At 28.8% G+C, this 17,309-nt stretch carries 14 protein-coding genes, 7 tRNA genes and 2 rRNA genes; all 23 read left to right on the top strand.

Annotated elements, in window-relative coordinates; all coding sequences use genetic code 11:
* Window positions 1–253, top strand: a 23S ribosomal RNA gene (locus BUA92_RS17820); the annotation flags it as partial.
* 193 nt (window positions 254–446) lie between these two features.
* Window positions 447–563, top strand: a 5S ribosomal RNA gene (gene rrf / locus BUA92_RS17815).
* A gap of 7 nt (window positions 564–570) precedes the next feature.
* Window positions 571–647, top strand: a tRNA-Ile gene (locus BUA92_RS17810).
* Window positions 648–653: 6 nt separating this feature from the next.
* Window positions 654–729: transfer RNA gene (locus tag BUA92_RS17805), tRNA-Ala, on the top strand.
* Between the two features lie 68 nt (window positions 730–797).
* The gene (locus BUA92_RS17800) at window positions 798–1,334 is read left to right on the top strand and encodes an HD domain-containing protein (protein WP_073021840.1); all 537 of its coding nucleotides are present in this window, start codon (window positions 798–800) and stop codon (window positions 1,332–1,334) included.
* A 21-nt stretch (window positions 1,335–1,355) separates the two neighbouring features.
* The gene (locus BUA92_RS17795) at window positions 1,356–1,868 is read left to right on the top strand and encodes a transcription repressor NadR (protein ID WP_073021838.1); all 513 of its coding nucleotides are present in this window, start codon (window positions 1,356–1,358) and stop codon (window positions 1,866–1,868) included.
* Window positions 1,869–1,881: 13 nt separating this feature from the next.
* The gene (locus BUA92_RS17790) at window positions 1,882–4,536 is read left to right on the top strand and encodes a UPF0182 family protein (RefSeq protein ID WP_073021836.1); all 2,655 of its coding nucleotides are present in this window, start codon (window positions 1,882–1,884) and stop codon (window positions 4,534–4,536) included.
* A gap of 32 nt (window positions 4,537–4,568) precedes the next feature.
* A complete protein-coding gene (locus BUA92_RS17785; RefSeq protein WP_073021834.1) occupies window positions 4,569–5,966 on the top strand; it encodes an NAD(P)/FAD-dependent oxidoreductase in 1,398 nt (465 codons plus the stop codon).
* A 2-nt stretch (window positions 5,967–5,968) separates the two neighbouring features.
* On the top strand, window positions 5,969–6,202 hold the full coding sequence (locus BUA92_RS17780) for a DUF1667 domain-containing protein (protein ID WP_073021832.1): 234 nt from the start codon (window positions 5,969–5,971) through the stop codon (window positions 6,200–6,202).
* A 78-nt stretch (window positions 6,203–6,280) separates the two neighbouring features.
* Window positions 6,281–6,371 (top strand) — tRNA-Ser (locus BUA92_RS17775).
* A 114-nt stretch (window positions 6,372–6,485) separates the two neighbouring features.
* A complete protein-coding gene (locus tag BUA92_RS17770; protein WP_073021830.1) occupies window positions 6,486–7,661 on the top strand; it encodes a sensor histidine kinase in 1,176 nt (391 codons plus the stop codon).
* A complete protein-coding gene (locus BUA92_RS17765; protein WP_073021828.1) occupies window positions 7,658–8,314 on the top strand; it encodes a response regulator transcription factor in 657 nt (218 codons plus the stop codon). The genes BUA92_RS17770 and BUA92_RS17765 overlap by 4 nt, the downstream gene beginning before the upstream one ends.
* A 94-nt stretch (window positions 8,315–8,408) precedes the next feature.
* Window positions 8,409–9,347: an ABC transporter ATP-binding protein gene (locus BUA92_RS17760; RefSeq protein WP_073021826.1), complete on the top strand. Its 939-nt coding sequence runs from the start codon at window positions 8,409–8,411 to the stop codon at window positions 9,345–9,347.
* An 11-nt stretch (window positions 9,348–9,358) separates the two neighbouring features.
* Complete coding sequence (locus BUA92_RS17755; protein WP_073021824.1) at window positions 9,359–10,504, top strand: ABC transporter permease; 1,146 nt, start codon at window positions 9,359–9,361, stop codon at window positions 10,502–10,504.
* Between the two features lie 3 nt (window positions 10,505–10,507).
* Complete coding sequence (locus BUA92_RS17750; protein ID WP_073021822.1) at window positions 10,508–11,599, top strand: ABC transporter permease; 1,092 nt, start codon at window positions 10,508–10,510, stop codon at window positions 11,597–11,599.
* A gap of 106 nt (window positions 11,600–11,705) precedes the next feature.
* A tRNA-Ser gene (locus BUA92_RS17745) sits at window positions 11,706–11,796 on the top strand.
* A 26-nt stretch (window positions 11,797–11,822) separates the two neighbouring features.
* Window positions 11,823–11,913, top strand: a tRNA-Ser gene (locus tag BUA92_RS17740).
* Between the two features lie 103 nt (window positions 11,914–12,016).
* Window positions 12,017–12,955: an alpha/beta fold hydrolase gene (locus tag BUA92_RS17735; protein ID WP_073021819.1), complete on the top strand. Its 939-nt coding sequence runs from the start codon at window positions 12,017–12,019 to the stop codon at window positions 12,953–12,955.
* A gap of 37 nt (window positions 12,956–12,992) precedes the next feature.
* A tRNA-Ser gene (locus BUA92_RS17730) sits at window positions 12,993–13,083 on the top strand.
* Window positions 13,084–13,109: 26 nt separating this feature from the next.
* A tRNA-Ser gene (locus tag BUA92_RS17725) sits at window positions 13,110–13,200 on the top strand.
* Window positions 13,201–13,443: 243 nt separating this feature from the next.
* The gene (locus BUA92_RS17720; RefSeq protein WP_073021817.1) at window positions 13,444–13,962 is read left to right on the top strand and encodes a GNAT family N-acetyltransferase; all 519 of its coding nucleotides are present in this window, start codon (window positions 13,444–13,446) and stop codon (window positions 13,960–13,962) included.
* Window positions 13,963–14,159: 197 nt separating this feature from the next.
* Entirely contained in the window at window positions 14,160–15,575 is a 1,416-nt protein-coding gene (treP, locus tag BUA92_RS17715) for a PTS system trehalose-specific EIIBC component (RefSeq protein ID WP_073021814.1), read from the top strand.
* 75 nt (window positions 15,576–15,650) lie between these two features.
* Window positions 15,651–17,303 carry an alpha,alpha-phosphotrehalase gene (treC, locus tag BUA92_RS17710; RefSeq protein ID WP_073021812.1) on the top strand — a complete coding sequence of 551 codons (1,653 nt, stop codon included), beginning with the start codon at window positions 15,651–15,653 and terminating at the stop codon, window positions 17,301–17,303.
* Window positions 17,304–17,309 lie beyond the last annotated feature (6 nt).

Genomic DNA, 17,309 nt, shown 5'->3' with positions numbered 1-17,309 from the left:
TGTCCTTAGTACGAGAGGACCGGGATGGACTGACCTCTGGTGTACCAGTTGTTCCGCCAGGAGCATAGCTGGGTAGCTAAGTCGGGAAGGGATAAACGCTGAAGGCATCTAAGCGTGAAGCCCACCTCAAGATAAGATTTCCCATAGAGTAATCTAGTAAGATCCCTTGAAGAACACAAGGTTGATAGGTGAGAGGTGTAAGTGTGGTAACATATTTAGCTGACTCATACTAATAGATCGAGGGCTTGACCAAAAGTTAACTGGAATATATATTATTTAGAAGGAAACTCCTTAGCTAAAGCTAATGAGTAAGTTCGAAGGACTAAATCGAAGATTTAGACCCTCACTTATGTGCAATTTTCAGAGAATAATTTCTTTGAAAAAGTGTTGACAAAGCTTTGACAGCACTATATAATAGTCAATGTAACATGTAACTGACAAGTAAATCTGGTGATAATGGCATAAAGGTAACACCCCTTCCCATTCCGAACAGGATCGTTAAGCTTTATTACGCCGATGGTACTGCATGGGAGACTGTGTGGGAGAGTAGGAAGTCGCCAGTTTACATGAGGATCTTTAGCTCAGTTGGTTAGAGCAACCGGCTCATAACCGGTAGGTCCGGGGTTCGAGTCCCTGAAGGTCCACCATTTTTTGGGGGTATAGCTCAGCTGGGAGAGCACCTGCCTTGCACGCAGGGGGTCAAGAGTTCGAATCTCTTTATCTCCACCAATGAAAAGCTATGAACAATTGTTCATAGCTTTTTTTGTAATATAAAGGTTAAGGAGGATTGTTTAGAGATGCTATATAGAATAAAACAATTTATATGGGCAGTTGAATCTTTATATAAATCATTAGATGATAAGTACATAAAAAAGTATTTAGATGAAGATGAGATACAACTATTCTCTCTTTTAAAGAAAACGGATAAACATCATTGTGTTAGAGTATCAAAGGATATTCTAAAGCATATAGAGAATTTAAATAATATACCAGAAGTAAATGACGAAGTTTCTGTAGATATTGATGTTGATAAAGATAGAATATTAAAGTTAGCGCTACTTCATGATATAGGAAAAATAAAAAGACCTCTTAATGTAATTGAAAAATCTGTAATTGTTATATTTGATAAAATAACTAAAGGAAAAATAAAAAAGTATGATAATATAAAAAGTATAGATATATATTATAATCATCCTAAAATAGGATCAGACATATTGAGGAAAAGTTCAAAATATGATGATGAGTTTTTAGAGATAATAGAGAACCATCACATAAAAAAAGATACTTCTAATAAGTTACTAGAGATAGTACAATATTATGATAATAAAAATTAGTATTTAATATGGGGTGAATTTATGAACAGTTTAATTAGGAGAAAAGAGATTATAAGTCATATAGCTAAAATACATAGGCCAATTAAAGGTGTAGAATTGGCTAATATTTTTGGCGTAACTAGACAGGTTATAGTTAAAGACATAGCTATTATAAGAGCAGCAGGCGTTAATATAATAGCTACTCCTGAAGGTTATATGATAACAAAAGAAGAATCAAGATATAAGAAAGTTTTAGCTTTAGCTCATAAAGAAGAAGAAATGGTAAGTGAACTAGAGATAGTTATAAAGTTTGGTGGAATAATTGAAGATGTTATAATAGAACATCCTATATATGGCGAAATAAAAGCAAATTTAATGATCAGAAATTTGAATGATTTAGATAATTTTATAGATTTATATAAAAAGAATAAAGCTAGACCCTTATCAGCATTGACTGAAGGGATTCATCTTCATACCATATCTACTGATAATGAAAAAGATATGCAACTAATAATAGAAAACCTAGAAAAGGCTGGATATATATTAAAAGATTAGCGGGGGTAAGGAGATGAAGAAAAAACAGTTTTTGATACTAATAGGGATTTTGTTTATGATATTAGCCTTAATAATATCGTCAACAAAGCTTATTATAGATATTGAATGGTTTCAAGAAGTAGGTTATATAAAGGTGTATCTTACAAAAATGCTAGCAGTATTAAAGCTTATGGGACCCTTATTCCTATCATGTTTTGTATTAATATATCTATTGAGCAAAAGTATATTAATAAGTATAGAGAAAGAATTTAAATCTGAGAGTTTATTTAAATTGAGAAAAGCTGTATTAGTTTTTAATATAATAATCTCCTTTATTATATCTATAAATGCTTCTGTGAAATATTGGTATAATATATTATTATTTACGAATTCAAATCTTTTTAATTATAAAGATCCTATCTTTAATATAGATGCATCTTTTTATATATTTAAATTACCATTAATAGATATAATTTATAATTTTTTTAAAGATATTTTATTTATTGCTTTAATCATAACAATAGGGATTTATGTATTTATTAGTTTAAAGAAATATGCTATAAATAAAAATTATATGAAATTTAGTCAGCATTTAAAAGAATTTAAAGAAATATTAGGTAAACAAGCAGCTACTTTAGTATCTATGCTTATATTTCTTATAGGGATAGGATATATATTGAAAAGTTTCTATATATTATATAGTAATAATGGAGGATCATTTGGTGCTAGTTTTACAGATATAAATATAACACTAAATTTTTATAAAGTAATAATAATAGTTTCAATAATATCATCAATTATCGCATTTATTATGCTAAGAAGAAATAAATTTAAGCCACTGATATTTTTTACAGGAATAATATTGTTTTTAATAATAATACAGCCACTAATATATAATATTGTGTATAAATTCTTTGTAAAACCTAATGAAATAGAATATGAAAGCCCTTATATATCTTATAACATAGATGCAACCAATGAAGGGTTTAATATAAATAATATAGAAGAAAAAGATTTTGATCCAGGAATGGATTTAAACAGTACTAAAATAAAAAATAATAAACAAATAATATCAAATCTTAAAGTAAACTCTCCAGGACCAGTTTTAAACTTTTATAATCAAGTACAAGAAATAAGAAGTTATTATAAATTTTTAGATATAGATACAGATCGCTATATTATAGATGGCAAATACACACAAGTATTTTTGGCACCAAGAGAGATAGAAACATCAGCCATAGATAATTGGCAGAGTAATCACATGGTATATACACATGGGTATGGAGTGGTTATGAGTAAAGTAAATAAGGTTACAGATGAGGGGCAGCCAGATTTTTTGATGAAAAATTTGCCCACTGAAAATCTTACTAATATATATTTGAAAAATCCTAGAATCTATTTTGGTGAAGTTACAAATGATTATGCAATAGTAAATACCTCAAGTGGTGAATTAGATTTCCCTAAAGAAAATGGAGATACAAACTATAAGTATGATGATAAAGGTGGCATAAAATTAAGCCTATTTAATAGAATATTATTTAGTTTAAGAGAGCAAAATTTTAAAATTTTATTCTCTGGAAATATTACAAACGAAAGCAAGATTTTAATTAATAGAAATATATTAGAGAGAGTAAAAAAGATAGCTCCTTTTTTAGAATATGATGAAGATCCTTATATGGTAATAAATGAAGGCAAGTTATATTGGGTTATTGATGGATATACAACTGCTAATAATTTTCCTTACTCTCAGCCATATGGAGGAATAAATTATATTAGAAACTCATTTAAAGTTGTTATAGATGCTTCATCAGGAGAAACTAATTATTATATTGTAGATGAAAAAGATCCTATAGTTTTAGGATATTCTAAAATATTTAGAGGATTATTTAAAAATAAAGAAGAAATTCCTTCAGGATTACAAAGTCATTTTAAATATCCTAAGAAGATATTTGATATTCAAAGCAACGTGTTATCAACCTATCATATAAAAGACCCTAAAGAGTTTTTTACTTTAGAAGATGTATGGGAAGTTTCTAGTAATAGCTCGGATGCTAAAGAAAGCTTAAATAATAATGAAGGTTTATATCTTGTGACACAATTGCCTGGAGAGAAAAATGAAGAGATGGTATTATTCAATTACTTTAATATGAAAAGTAAGAAGAATATGATTTCTATGTTAGGTGCAAGAATGGATGGAGAAAATTATGGAAAATTAGTATTGTTTAAATTTTCACCTGAGAAAACTATCTATGGACCATACTTATTTAGAAATCAGATACTACAAGATCCATATATTTCGCAGGAAATTTCTTTATGGGAAGGTAAAGGCTCCAAAGTTGAATATGGTGAGACTGTAATATTACCTATAGAAAATTCCCTTATATATATGCTTCCAATTTATCTTAAGGCAGATGTAGAAAAAACTATACCAGAAATGAAGAGAATTATTTTATCAGATGGTAAAAAAATAGTTATGGAAGAAAATTTAAATAAAGCATTAGAAAGCTTATTTAATTATAAAGAAAAAATAATAAATGAAAATACTATAAATGAAGAACAAAGAGAAACTAGTATAGAGATTCAAGATTTATATAATAAAGCAATTGAATCGCAAACAAAAGGAAATTGGGCTGAATATGGAGAATATATAAAGAAGCTAGGAGAAGCCATAGAAAAGTTAAATAAGTAATAAACAAAAAGGGAAAAGTTGAGGTTAGATTTATGGATTACGACATACTTATATTAGGTGGTGGTGTAATAGGATGCGCCGCTGCCTATGAGTTATCTAAATATAACTTAAATATAGCTCTAATAGAAAGGGATTATGATATAGCTGATGATCTATCATCAGTTCATACAGCTATAGTTTATGACGGATCAGAGGCGTCTAATAATCTTATGTCATCATTAGAATACATGGGGAATGAATTAATTGAAGAAATAGCATTAAAATTTGATGTTCCTTTCAAAAGAATAGGATCTATGAGAATAGCTCAAACAGATAAGTCAGTAGAAAAATTAAATAAGATATATGATAGGGCAATAAAAAGAGGAATAAAGGATATACATTTAATAGAAGAGGAACATGCAAAAGAATTAAACGGTAATTTGAAGGTTCCTATAAAAAAAGCATTATATTCTCAAAATACAGCAATAATAAGTCCTTATGACTTAGCATTAGCTTACGCTGAAGTAGCTGCTGATAATGGTGTTTTTTTTAGGTTAGAAGAAACAGTACTAAATATCCAAAAAGCAGCTAAAGGATTTAGAGTAACCACAAATAAAAATAAATTTAATTGTAGAGTAGTTATTAATACAATACCTAGTGAACAATATGATTTAAATTATAATACTAATGCTGAAGAGAAAAGAAAAGATAAGAAATTGTATTATCTCTTATTAGATCATGATTTTAAGGATACTGTTAATAGTTTAGTGATAAATGAGTTAGATACTAATGGGTTTATATTTCAAACACCTACATTTTCATCAGGAACACTTATAGCAGTGAAAAGTGATGTTACTTTAAATTTAGATGAAATAATAAAAACATCAAATACTATATTGCCTAATTTATCAAAAAAAGATGTGAATCATATGTTTTCTGATGAATTTAATGTAGATTCAATGCTTATAGATGAAAGTGAAATATCTAAAGGATATATAAGTGTTACAGGAAATCATTATGGTGAAGTTACTATAGCTCCAGCTTTATCTCAGATGTTATGTGAGACTATAGTAAATAATCTAAAATGTTCTTTAAAGAAAAATTTTGTAGATAAAAGAAGGGATTATTATAGATTTAAAGATTTATCAAACAAAGAACGCAATGAAATAATAAAGTTAGAACCTAGATACGGGAAGATAATTTGTTTATGTAATATGATTTCTGAAGGTGAAATAGTTGATTCTATTAGAAGACCTTTAGGTGCGAGGACAGTAGAGGGTGTTAAGAGAAGAACAGGAGCTACATTTGGTAATTGTCATGGTTCATATTGTATAAATAAAGTAATTGATATACTTTCTAAAGAATTAAATAAAAAATCAACAGACATAGTTAAGGATTCCAAGGGTTCGAGGGTTTTAGCAGCTAGGATTAAAGAATTTGATGGGGTGTAAATATGGGAAGAAAAGATATATTTACAAGTGTGGTAAGAACTAAAGGTAGTAATAAATATAAGGTTATACCAGTTAAAAGTACAGAAGAGATAGATGTAGATCTTTGGAAAGAATTTTCTAAAGTATTAAGTAGACTTTATATAAGTACTCCAATAAAAATAGGCGATAGTATCTGCTCAAATATACTAAATACTGGAGTGGATATTATATGTACCAGAGATGTTGATAAAGATTAAAAATATATAATTATAATAAAAACACAAATAAGTATTGACATAATTATTTTTTTTGGTAAAATAGTCTTTGTGAGACTTGGAGAGATGGTCGAGTTGGTTTAAGGCACCGGTCTTGAAAACCGGCGTACGTGTGAGCGTACCGTGGGTTCGAATCCCACTTTCTCCGCCAAAAAGTTAGCTAAGATTTTAGCTAACTTTTTTATTTTATGTAAGATAAAACATCTAGAAGAATTTCTAGATGTTTTTTTATGATATAATCTTTTTAAGATTATAAGGAGGATTTATGTGGAATAAGAAATTATTAACAGTAATTAGATATTCATTGCTACTTATTATCATTGCAAGTATAGTAATGCATAAAAATGATATAGATAAAATCGAAATAGTTTTTGTCCTTACATTTATAATAAACAATCAACTAAGGTTCTTTTCGTTGGATAAGATAAGTTATAGATGCCTGTCTTTTATCGTAGAATTAGCTATGATAATATTTTGCTACAAATATATAGGTGGATATCTGTTCGCATATCTTGTATTAGTAGCCTTGGATAGTAACATACTCTTTAAGAACCCAATAAAAACTATACTAAATGTATTAATAACATTTGAAGGAATAATGTTATCTTTAAAAGATCCATTAGATACTCAGATAATGAATATGAGTATAGTTATAATATTAATCTTAATATTATATTTTATAAATGATGAATATAATAAGAAAATAGAGGCACAGGAATTATATGATAAGCTTAGAATATCGGAAGATAAGCTTAAAAAGGCTAATAATGATTTAGAGATGTATGCAAGTTCAATTGAGGAAATAACTCTGTTAAGAGAAAGAAATAGGCTGTCTAGAGAAATACATGACAGTGTAGGGCATGCTCTATCTACAATTATTATACAATTAGGTGCTATTGAGAAAGTAGTAGATAAAAACCCTACTGGAGGAAAACAATTAGCAGCTAATCTTAGAGAATTTACTCAAAAAAGTCTAAATGATGTGAGAAGTGCAGTAAGAGAAATAAAACCTAAAGAATTTGAAAATTATGAAGGAATTATAATCATTGATGAGTTAATAAATAAATTTAAAAAACTTACAGGAGTAGATGTAAGATTATCATTTACAAAGGAAAAGTGGGCATTAAATTCAGATCAAACCTTCGTAATATATAGAATAATACAAGAATTTTTATCTAATTCATTAAGACATGGGAAATCCACTGTAATAAAAATAACAATGGCATTTAACGAATATAGTTTAATAGTGGCATTAAAGGATAATGGAATAGGTAAAGATAAGGTAATTGAAGGGCTAGGTCTACGAAGCATGAGAGAAAGAGTTGAGGAAATAGGTGGTGCCTTTGATTATTATACAAAACCTAATGATGGATTTTTAGTAAGAATAGAATTAGATAAAAAAGAAAAATTAAAAATCTATTCACAGGAGGAAGAATCTTGAGTAAGATAAAACTAATATTGGTAGATGACGAAAAGTTAATAAGAGACGGATTAAAAATTATATTAGAAAGCTATGATGATATAGAAGTAATAGATGTTTGTTCTAATGGAAGAGAAGCCTTAGAGTCTTGTAAAAAAAATCCTCCTAATGTAGTTTTAATGGATATAAGAATGCCTCAGTGTGATGGAGTTACAGGAACAAAACTTATAAAAGAACAGTTTAAGGATATAAAAATTCTTATATTAACAACATTTAATGATGTAGAATATATTCAAGAAGCCTTAAAATATGGGGCATCAGGATATATACTTAAAGATAGTGATTACGACTTAATATATGAGGGAATAAAGGCATGTATAAAAGGTACAATAGTAATCAATCAAGAAGTTGCTAATAAAATGCTAGGATCAGGACTAAAAACTAATAAAAAGAATTTAGAAGATGTAAAAATAAGATACAATTTAAATTCTAAAGAAATTAATATTATAAAAGAAATAGCAAATGGACTATCTAACAAGGAAATCGGAGAGAGGTTATTTCTATCAGAAGGAACTATTAAGAACAATATAAGTAATATATTATCAAAATTATCGTTAAGAGATAGAACACAATTAACTATATTTGCATTTAAAAATGATATAGCAGATGAATAGTGACTTAAGTAACGGCTTATAGTTACTTAGGATAATAGTAAATCCCCTTTTAGTATTTTAAAATATTATTAAAGTACTAAAGGGGGATTTTTTTATGAATTATATAGAAGTTAAAAATATTACAAAAAGATTTGATGATAAGTTGGTTTTAGATAATATATCCTTTAATATCGAAGAAGGAGATATATTTGGTTTAATAGGACCTAATGGAGCAGGAAAATCTACATTAATAAATATAATTACTGGATTATTAAAAAGTAATGGTGGAGAAGTAAATATAGGTGGATATTCTATAGAGAAGCAACCACTAGATGCTAAGGGGCTAATAGGACTTGTGCCTCAGGAGCTAGCTCTTATGGAAGAATTAACTGCCTATGATAACTTAGAATACTTTGGAGCCTTTTATGGGTTGGGTGGAAAGCTGCTAAAGGAAAGAATTGAAGAAGCTTTAGTGGTGACTGGATTAGTAGATAAAAGGAAGGAAAAAGTCAAAAAATTCTCAGGAGGAATGAAAAGAAGATTAAATCTAGCTGTAGCTATAATGCATAAACCAAAAGTATTAATTATGGATGAACCTACAGTAGGAGTTGATCCTCAATCAAGAAATTATATATTTGAGTTCATAAAAAGAATCAATAAAGAAAATAAAACAACTGTAATTTACACATCTCACTATATGGAAGAAGTAGAAAACTTGTGTAACAGCATATTTATAATAGATTTAGGGAAAGAAATAGCATCTGGATCAAAATCTATCATAAAGGCTATGTCTAGTGAAAATGGAACAATAAAATTAAAAATAGATGATTATAACGAGGAATTTATAGTTAAAATAAAGGAATTAAAAGGGGTAAAAGATTGTTTTAGAGAAGAAGATAATATAAAAATATTAGTTAGAGAATTAGTTTTTAAAATAGAAGATTTATTGAATTTAGTAAGCAAAGAAGGAAAGAAAATAAAGTATTTAAATATAGAAGAAGCATCTTTAGAAGAGGTCTTTCTAGCACTTACTGGCAAGAAATTAAGGGATTAGGAGGGCTAAAAATGAAAGTAAAAGCTACTATAAAAGTTACAGTTAAAGCGTTACTGGCACAATGGAAGCAAGTATTACTAATGTATGCAGTATTTCCATTACTGTTAATAGGGGTAATGGGGTATTTTCAAAGAGACTTATACAAGCCTGAGACAAAAATAGATGCGATAAATATTTCTATAGTAGATGAAGATAAAAGCGATGTATCTAAAAATTTTATAAGTTTACTAAGTTCTGATGAATTGAAAAATCTGTTTAATATATCTGACAATGGAGATTATATAATTAATATTCCTAAAAATTATGAAAAAGATTTACTCCAGCTTAAAGATACTACAATTACTATAGATGAAAAAAATAGAGTATCAAGACAAAATGAAGTAATAATAAAGTCATTAATAGAGCAATATGGAAAAAGCTTAACGGAATCTTTAATAGTAAATAATAATATGGATTTAAGAGATAATGAAGAAATAATAAATAAAATAACAGCAACATTAAAATCAATAAATGAAACAACTTCTATAAAAAGCAATAAAATAGAAGCTGAAAGAGTTCTTACATCCTTTGAGAACCAATCTGCATCTATGATGACTTTTATGCTTTTTACTATAATTATGGGCTGTGTTGCAGGATATCATCTAGATAAAGAAAATGGAAGTTTTAAACGATTGATGTCTACATCAATAACTAAACAAACATTTTTTAAACTTGATTTATTAATATTTTTTATGTCTAGCTTTGTATATGGAGGTATATATGTTATAGTTTCTAGAATTGCAGGGTTTGCATTTAAAGGAGTATCTTTGATTAATATAATAGTTTTATTATCAGTACAAAGCATACTTATAACTGCACTGTCAGGATTGATAATTGCATTTTTAAGCAAAAAGGTTTCACAGATAGTAATAATTCTGTTTATATATTTTCAAATTATATTTGGTGGAGGATTTATACCGTTAAAGGAAATATCTAATAAAGTATTTTTAACTATAGCTAAGTTCTCACCTGGGGATATAATTACAGATGCATATAGAAAATGTATGCTGTTTAATTCTATTAAGGATATCTCTACTGAATTAATATTGATGTTAGCAATATCAATAGCTGCATATTTAATAAGTATAACTAAAGTAAGACTTAGATGGGAGGAATAGTGGATGAAATTTATTAGAATGGTATTAGTAAATTGTAAAAAATACATCAGGGATTATGCCAATATAGTAATGATGTTTGTAGTTCCCATAGTCTGTGTAGGAATGGTAAATGTGTTAGCTGGCAAAGGTAGTAGTGGATTAGATATAAAGGCAGCTATAGTAAATTTAGATAAAGGTGATTTAGGGAATAAGCTAATAGAAGATTTAGATGTAAATAGCATATATTCTGATAAGGATAAGGCTCTAGAAGATTTAAAAAAATATGAATCTATAGCTGTGTATGAAATTCCAGAGAATTTCACTGAAAATATAAATAAAGGAATTAAGCCTATAGTTAATTCTTATAAGATCGAAGAGGGAAATAGTACTTTAATATTTGAATCTAAGCTTGAGAAAGATATAAATAATCTAATGAAGATAAAATTGTTTAAAGATAATAATGTAATAAATGAGGAAAGTGAATTAGATAAAAATATAGTAAATGTAGAATATAATATGCACAAAGGGTTGTTATCAACTGAGTCATTTATGCCTATAGTTTTAATAATATTCTTTTTAGTAACATTTTCTGCAAACATAACTGTTGACTTATTAAGACTTAGAAAACAGAGAATATTAGAAAGATTTTTAACTACAAATAATAGAGGTTATGAAATAATGGGAAGTATTTATATTTCCATGTGGTTAGTGCAGATAATTTTCTATACAGCTTCATTTGTAGTTCTTAATACTATATTTAAATATAATTTTGAGAATTGTGGGATGCTGCTTTTAAATATTTCATTGATGAGTTTGGTATCTATAAGTTTAGGAATAATGATTAGTAGATTGTTTAAAAATGAAGGTGTGGCAAGCTTGGTAGTTTATTTAACATCACTACTAATGTTCTTTGTATATATTAATACTATAGAATCAGGTGGAAAGTCAGAAGGAATTATGGCAACATTAGCAAAGTTCACACCATTTTATTGGTCATTAGGAAGTATAGAAAAATCTGTATTGTTTCCAAATGTGTTTATTTTATTATTGTTTGCATTAATATTCTTTAGTGCAGGAAGTATTAAATATTCAAATTTTGCTAAAAAAATTAATTAATTAAGAGGGTGACTAATATTTTTAAATTAGTTGCCCTTAAATTTCTATTAAAAAGATGTTGACATTACATAAGCTCGTTGATATAATACTAATTGTTGTAACATACGGAGAGATGGTCGAGTTGGTTTAAGGCACCGGTCTTGAAAACCGGCGTACGTGTGAGCGTACCGTGGGTTCGAATCCCACTTTCTCCGCCATTATAATTTAAAGATATTTTCAGCTTGGAGAAATACTCAAGTGGCTGAAGAGGCGCCCCTGCTAAGGGCGTAGGTTGGGCAACCGGCGCCCGGGTTCAAATCCCGGTTTCTCCGCCAAAAATACACTGATATTTATATCAGTGTATTTTTTTGTTATAATATTTATAATTACATTCCTGTTAATTTTAAAATATTTATAAGATATATTAGGAGTAAAGAGATGAGAGAAAATATTATAAAACATAAATCAAGAGACTCTAAAGAATTGTCATTATATAAATGGGAACCAGAAAATAAAGAGAATATAAAAGGAATAGTTCAAATAGTTCATGGATCCTGTGAACATTCAGGGAGATACAGAGATTTTAGTAGTTTTTTAGTTCAAAATGGATATGTAGTTTATTCTAATGATCATAGAGGACATGGATTGACAGCAGAAAGTGAAGAGGAGTTAGGTTTTATTGCGGATAAAAATGGATGGGAAATTTTAGTTGAAGATGTTTTAGAAATAAATAAACTAATAACTAATGATTACCCTAACTTACCTATATTTATGATTGGTCATAGCATGGGTTCTTTTATAGCGAGGCATTACGCTACTTTATATGGAAACACTGTAAAGGGAGTTGTGCTAAGTGGTACAGCTCATAATAATAGATTACTTTTAAAGTTTGCAATAACACTTTCTGATATATATATAAAAATACATGGAAACAGATATAGAAGTAAATTCATAAATTATTTAACTTATGGAGCTTTTAATAGAAAAGTAAGCAGCCATAGAACAAAATATGATTGGATTTGTATAGATGAAAAAGTAGTAGATGAATATGAAAAAGATGTTTATTGCGGATATATATTCACTAGTAATGCCTTTAAAGAAATGTTTAGAGGGCTTTATTATATAACAAACATTAAAAATATAAAAAAGACACCAAAAGATCTTCCTATATTATTACTATCAGGTAAAAAAGATGTAGTAGGAAATGAAGGTAAGATGGTTATTGAATGTTATGAAAAATATAAAGAAGTAGGAATAGAGGATTTAGATATAAAGTTGTATGAGAGAATGAGGCATGAGATATTAAATGAAGTAGGAAAAAAAGAGGTATATGAGGATATACTAAGCTGGATCAGAAAACATTTAACTATTGACTAATACTATGTTGGTTGATATAATAAATTTTGTGAAAAATGGAGAGATGGTCGAGTTGGTTTAAGGCACCGGTCTTGAAAACCGGCGTACGTGTGAGCGTACCGTGGGTTCGAATCCCACTTTCTCCGCCATTATAATTTAAAGATATTTTCAGCTTGGAGAAATACTCAAGTGGCTGAAGAGGCGCCCCTGCTAAGGGCGTAGGTCGGGCAACCGGCGCCCGGGTTCAAATCCCGGTTTCTCCGCCAAAGAACAATTTTAAATTGTTCTTTTTTTATTTATAAAAGAAAATGTGATTTAAGTTATTTTGTACTTGAGAACTTTCTTATAAAGAAAAATAAAAAAGTAAGAGAACAATAATATAATGATAGATATTTTAAATAGATTTAAAAACATTAATTAATATAGTCACAGAAGTACATTGAGATAAATATATAAGAAGAATATAATATTAATGGTCAGTTAAAATTTGCTAGTAAGAAGGTGGGATATTGCTAAAGGGTGATAAAGTTTATTTAAGGTTAGTAGAGAAAAAAGATGTAAGTAGAATTTATAATATATGTTCTGAGCCAGAGGTTAGAGAGTATGATGGTGGGCAGTCTACATTACCACCTTTACAGTATATGCTTAAGCATTTTGATGATATGTTTAATATTGAAAGAAAAAGACTTTCTATAATAAATGAAAAAGATGTTTTAGTAGGGTATATAACTTATAAGGAAATAAAAGATACTTTAGATGTGTATTCTATAGGGATAACTATAGGAAGTAAGTTCTGGGGACGAGGATATGGAAAAGACTCTATAAAAACGTTAGTGGATTATTTATTTGTGAATAATAATGCTCATAGAGTAGAATTAGAGGTTGTGGATTATAACCTAAGAGCAATAAGATGTTATCTTTCTTGTGGTTTTATAGAAGAGGGACGCAAAAGAAAAAGATATTTCTTTCAAGGAAAATATAGCGATACAGTTATGATGAGTATTTTGAGAGATGAATATTTAAAATAATATAGAGAGAAAACCTAAGATTATAATTAAATCTATATATCTTAGGTTTTTTTATTTTTTGAAATAAATAATGAAAACGTATTGACTAACATATACGTACAAGTTATAATTAAAACATAGAGAACTTGTACGTATATGTTTAGATTGCAAAAAGTTTTCTGTTTCTGGAATTATAAATATTTTAGGGGGTTTTTTTAATGGGTAAATTTCAAAATGATGCTCAAGAGTTATTAGCACTTGTTGGTGGAAAAGAGAACATATCAGCAGTAACTCATTGTGCTACAAGAATGCGTTTTGTTCTAGTAGATCCTAAAAAGGCAGATGTAAAATCTATTGAAGCTTTAAAGAGTGTGAAAGGCACATTCACTCAAGCAGGACAGTTTCAAGTTATCATAGGTAATGAAGTTTCAACTTTTTACAACGACTTTGCAGCAATAGCAGGAATAGACGGCGTAAGTAAAGATCAAGTAAAATCAGTTGCTAAGGGAAATATGAATGTTTTCCAAAGATTATTAGCTGATTTAGCAGAAATATTTGCACCACTTATACCAGCTCTTGTAGTTGGAGGTCTGATATTAGGTTTCCGTAATGTAATAGGTGATATAAAACTTCTAGAGGGAGGCACTAAAAGTTTAGTTGAAGTATCTCAGTTCTGGGCAGGAACTCATGCATTCTTATGGCTTATTGGAGAAGCTATATTTCACTTCTTACCAGTAGGAATCACTTGGTCAATATCTAAAAAGATGGGCACAACTCAAATATTAGGAATTGTATTAGGTATTACTTTAGTTTCACCTCAGCTTTTAAATGCTTATGGAGTGGCTGGAGCTACAGAAATTCCTTTCTGGGATTTTGGTTTTGCAAAAGTTCAGATGATAGGATACCAAGCACAAGTAATTCCAGCTATGCTTGCAGGATTTGTTTTAGTCTTCTTGGAAAAGAATATACGTAAAGTAGTTCCTGAATATATATCTATGATAGTAGTTCCATTTTTAGCATTAGTACCAACAGTTTTAATAGCTCATACTGTATTAGGTCCAATAGGTTGGAAAATAGGTTCAGCTATATCAACTGTAGTTTATGCAGGATTAACATCAGGATTAAATTGGTTATTTGCAGCTTTATTTGGCTTTGCATATGCACCACTTGTTATAACAGGATTACATCATATGACAAATGCTATAGATATGCAGTTAGTTGCTGAATTTGGAGGAACTAACCTATGGCCTATGATAGCATTATCAAATATTGCTCAAGGTTCAGCTGTACTAGCTATGATATTCTTAAATAGACATGATGAAGATGAAAAGCAAGTATCTATTCCAGCGGCTATTTCATGTTATTTAGGTGTAACTGAGCCTGCTATGTTTGGTATTAATTTAAAATATGTATATCCTTTCTTCGCAGCAATGATAGGTTCAGCTACAGCGGCAGTAGTTTCAGTAGGAGCTGGCGTTATGGCTAACTCAATAGGTGTTGGAGGACTTCCAGGGATATTATCAATACAGCCTAAATATATGGGGATATTTGCAATAAGTATGCTTATAGCCATAGTAGTACCATTTATACTGACTGTAATATTTAATAAAAATAAAATACTAGCTAAGAAATAATTTGCATTCACAGGAAGGAACCTAATTAGTTCCTTCCTTTAGTACTATAAATTGAAGCATAAGGAGTAAATAAATATGAAGGACTTTAAAAAAAGTGTGTTTTATCAAATATATCCTAAATCTTTTAAGGACTCAAATGGAGATGGGTTTGGGGATATAAAAGGAGTTACTACTAGTTTAGGATATTTAAAAGATTTGGGCGTTGACTATATATGGCTGACACCTTTTTATATATCTCCTCAGAAGGATAATGGATATGATGTTGAGGATTATAAGAGTATAGATAAAAGATTTGGAACTATGGAAGACTTTGAAGAATTAGTAGCTGAATCTAAAAAACTTGATATAGATATAATGTTAGATATGGTTTTTAATCATACCTCAACAGAACATCAATGGTTTAAAAATGCATTAAATGGAGATGAAAAATATAAAGATTACTATATATTTAAAGCCCCTGTAGATGGAAAAGAACCTACTAACTGGATATCAAAATTTGGGGGAACTACCTGGAAGTATGTAGAAAAGTTTGATGAGTATTATTTACACCTATTTGATAAGACTCAAGCTGATTTAAACTGGGAGAATGAAGCTGTTAGAGAAGAAATATATGATGTTGTTAACTATTGGGTAAAAAAAGGCGTAAAAGGTTTCAGATTAGATGTTATAAATCTGATATCTAAACCAGAAGAGTTTATAAATGATTATGAAGGTGATGGCCGTAGATTCTATACAGATGGTCCTAAGATACATGAATATTTAAAGGAACTTAATAGTAATAGTTTTGGGAAAAATAAAGATTTAATCACAGTAGGTGAGATGTCTTCAACAAGTATAGAAAACTGCGTTAGATATTCAAATCCGCAAGAACAGGAATTAGATATGGTGTTTAACTTTCATCATTTAAAAGTAGATTATAAAAATGGTGAAAAGTGGACCTTGATGGATTTTGACTTCATGAAACTAAAGAATCTATTAAATGAATGGCAAATAGGAATGGAAAAAGGATGGAATGCTTTATTTTGGTGTAATCATGATCAGCCTAGAATAGTATCACGTTTTGGAGATGATAAAAACTATCCTAAGGAATCAGCAAAAATGTTAGCTACAACCCTTCATTTGTTAAGAGGCACTCCCTATATTTATCAAGGAGAAGAGATAGGCATGACAAATGCATATTTTGATAATATAGAGGAATATAGGGATATAGAATCAATTAATTATTATAATATTTTAAAGTCAGAGGGAAAAAGTGAAAAAGAGATAATAAAAATACTACAAGCTAAATCTAGGGATAATTCACGTACACCAATGCAATGGAGTAGTGAAAAAAATTCTGGATTTACAGAAGGGACTCCATGGATACCATTAAGTAAAAGTACAGACATAACGGTTGAAAGTTCTTTAAGAGATGAAGACTCAGTTTATTATCATTATAAGAAGCTAATATCTCTAAGAAAAGAGCATGATATTATAGCTTATGGAAACTATAGACCTATATTAGAAGAAAACTTAAAGGTTTTTGGGTATATAAGAAGTTATGAAAATAAGGAGCTTATAGTTTTAAATAACTTTTATGGAGAAACTATAGATGTAGATGTAAAAGAATTTGTAGATGAGTATAAGAAGTTAGATATATTAATATCTAATTATAAAGATTCTACTAAAGATTTAAAAAATATTAAACTTAGACCCTATGAATCCATTGCATATATTATTGAAAAATAAATATAA

It is taken from the genome of Clostridium intestinale DSM 6191, from assembly GCF_900130055.1.
Classification (GTDB): domain Bacteria; phylum Bacillota; class Clostridia; order Clostridiales; family Clostridiaceae; genus Clostridium_T; species Clostridium_T intestinale.
The sequence above is the reverse complement of the archived record's forward strand: the minus strand, read 5'-3'. Positions and strand labels throughout refer to the sequence as shown.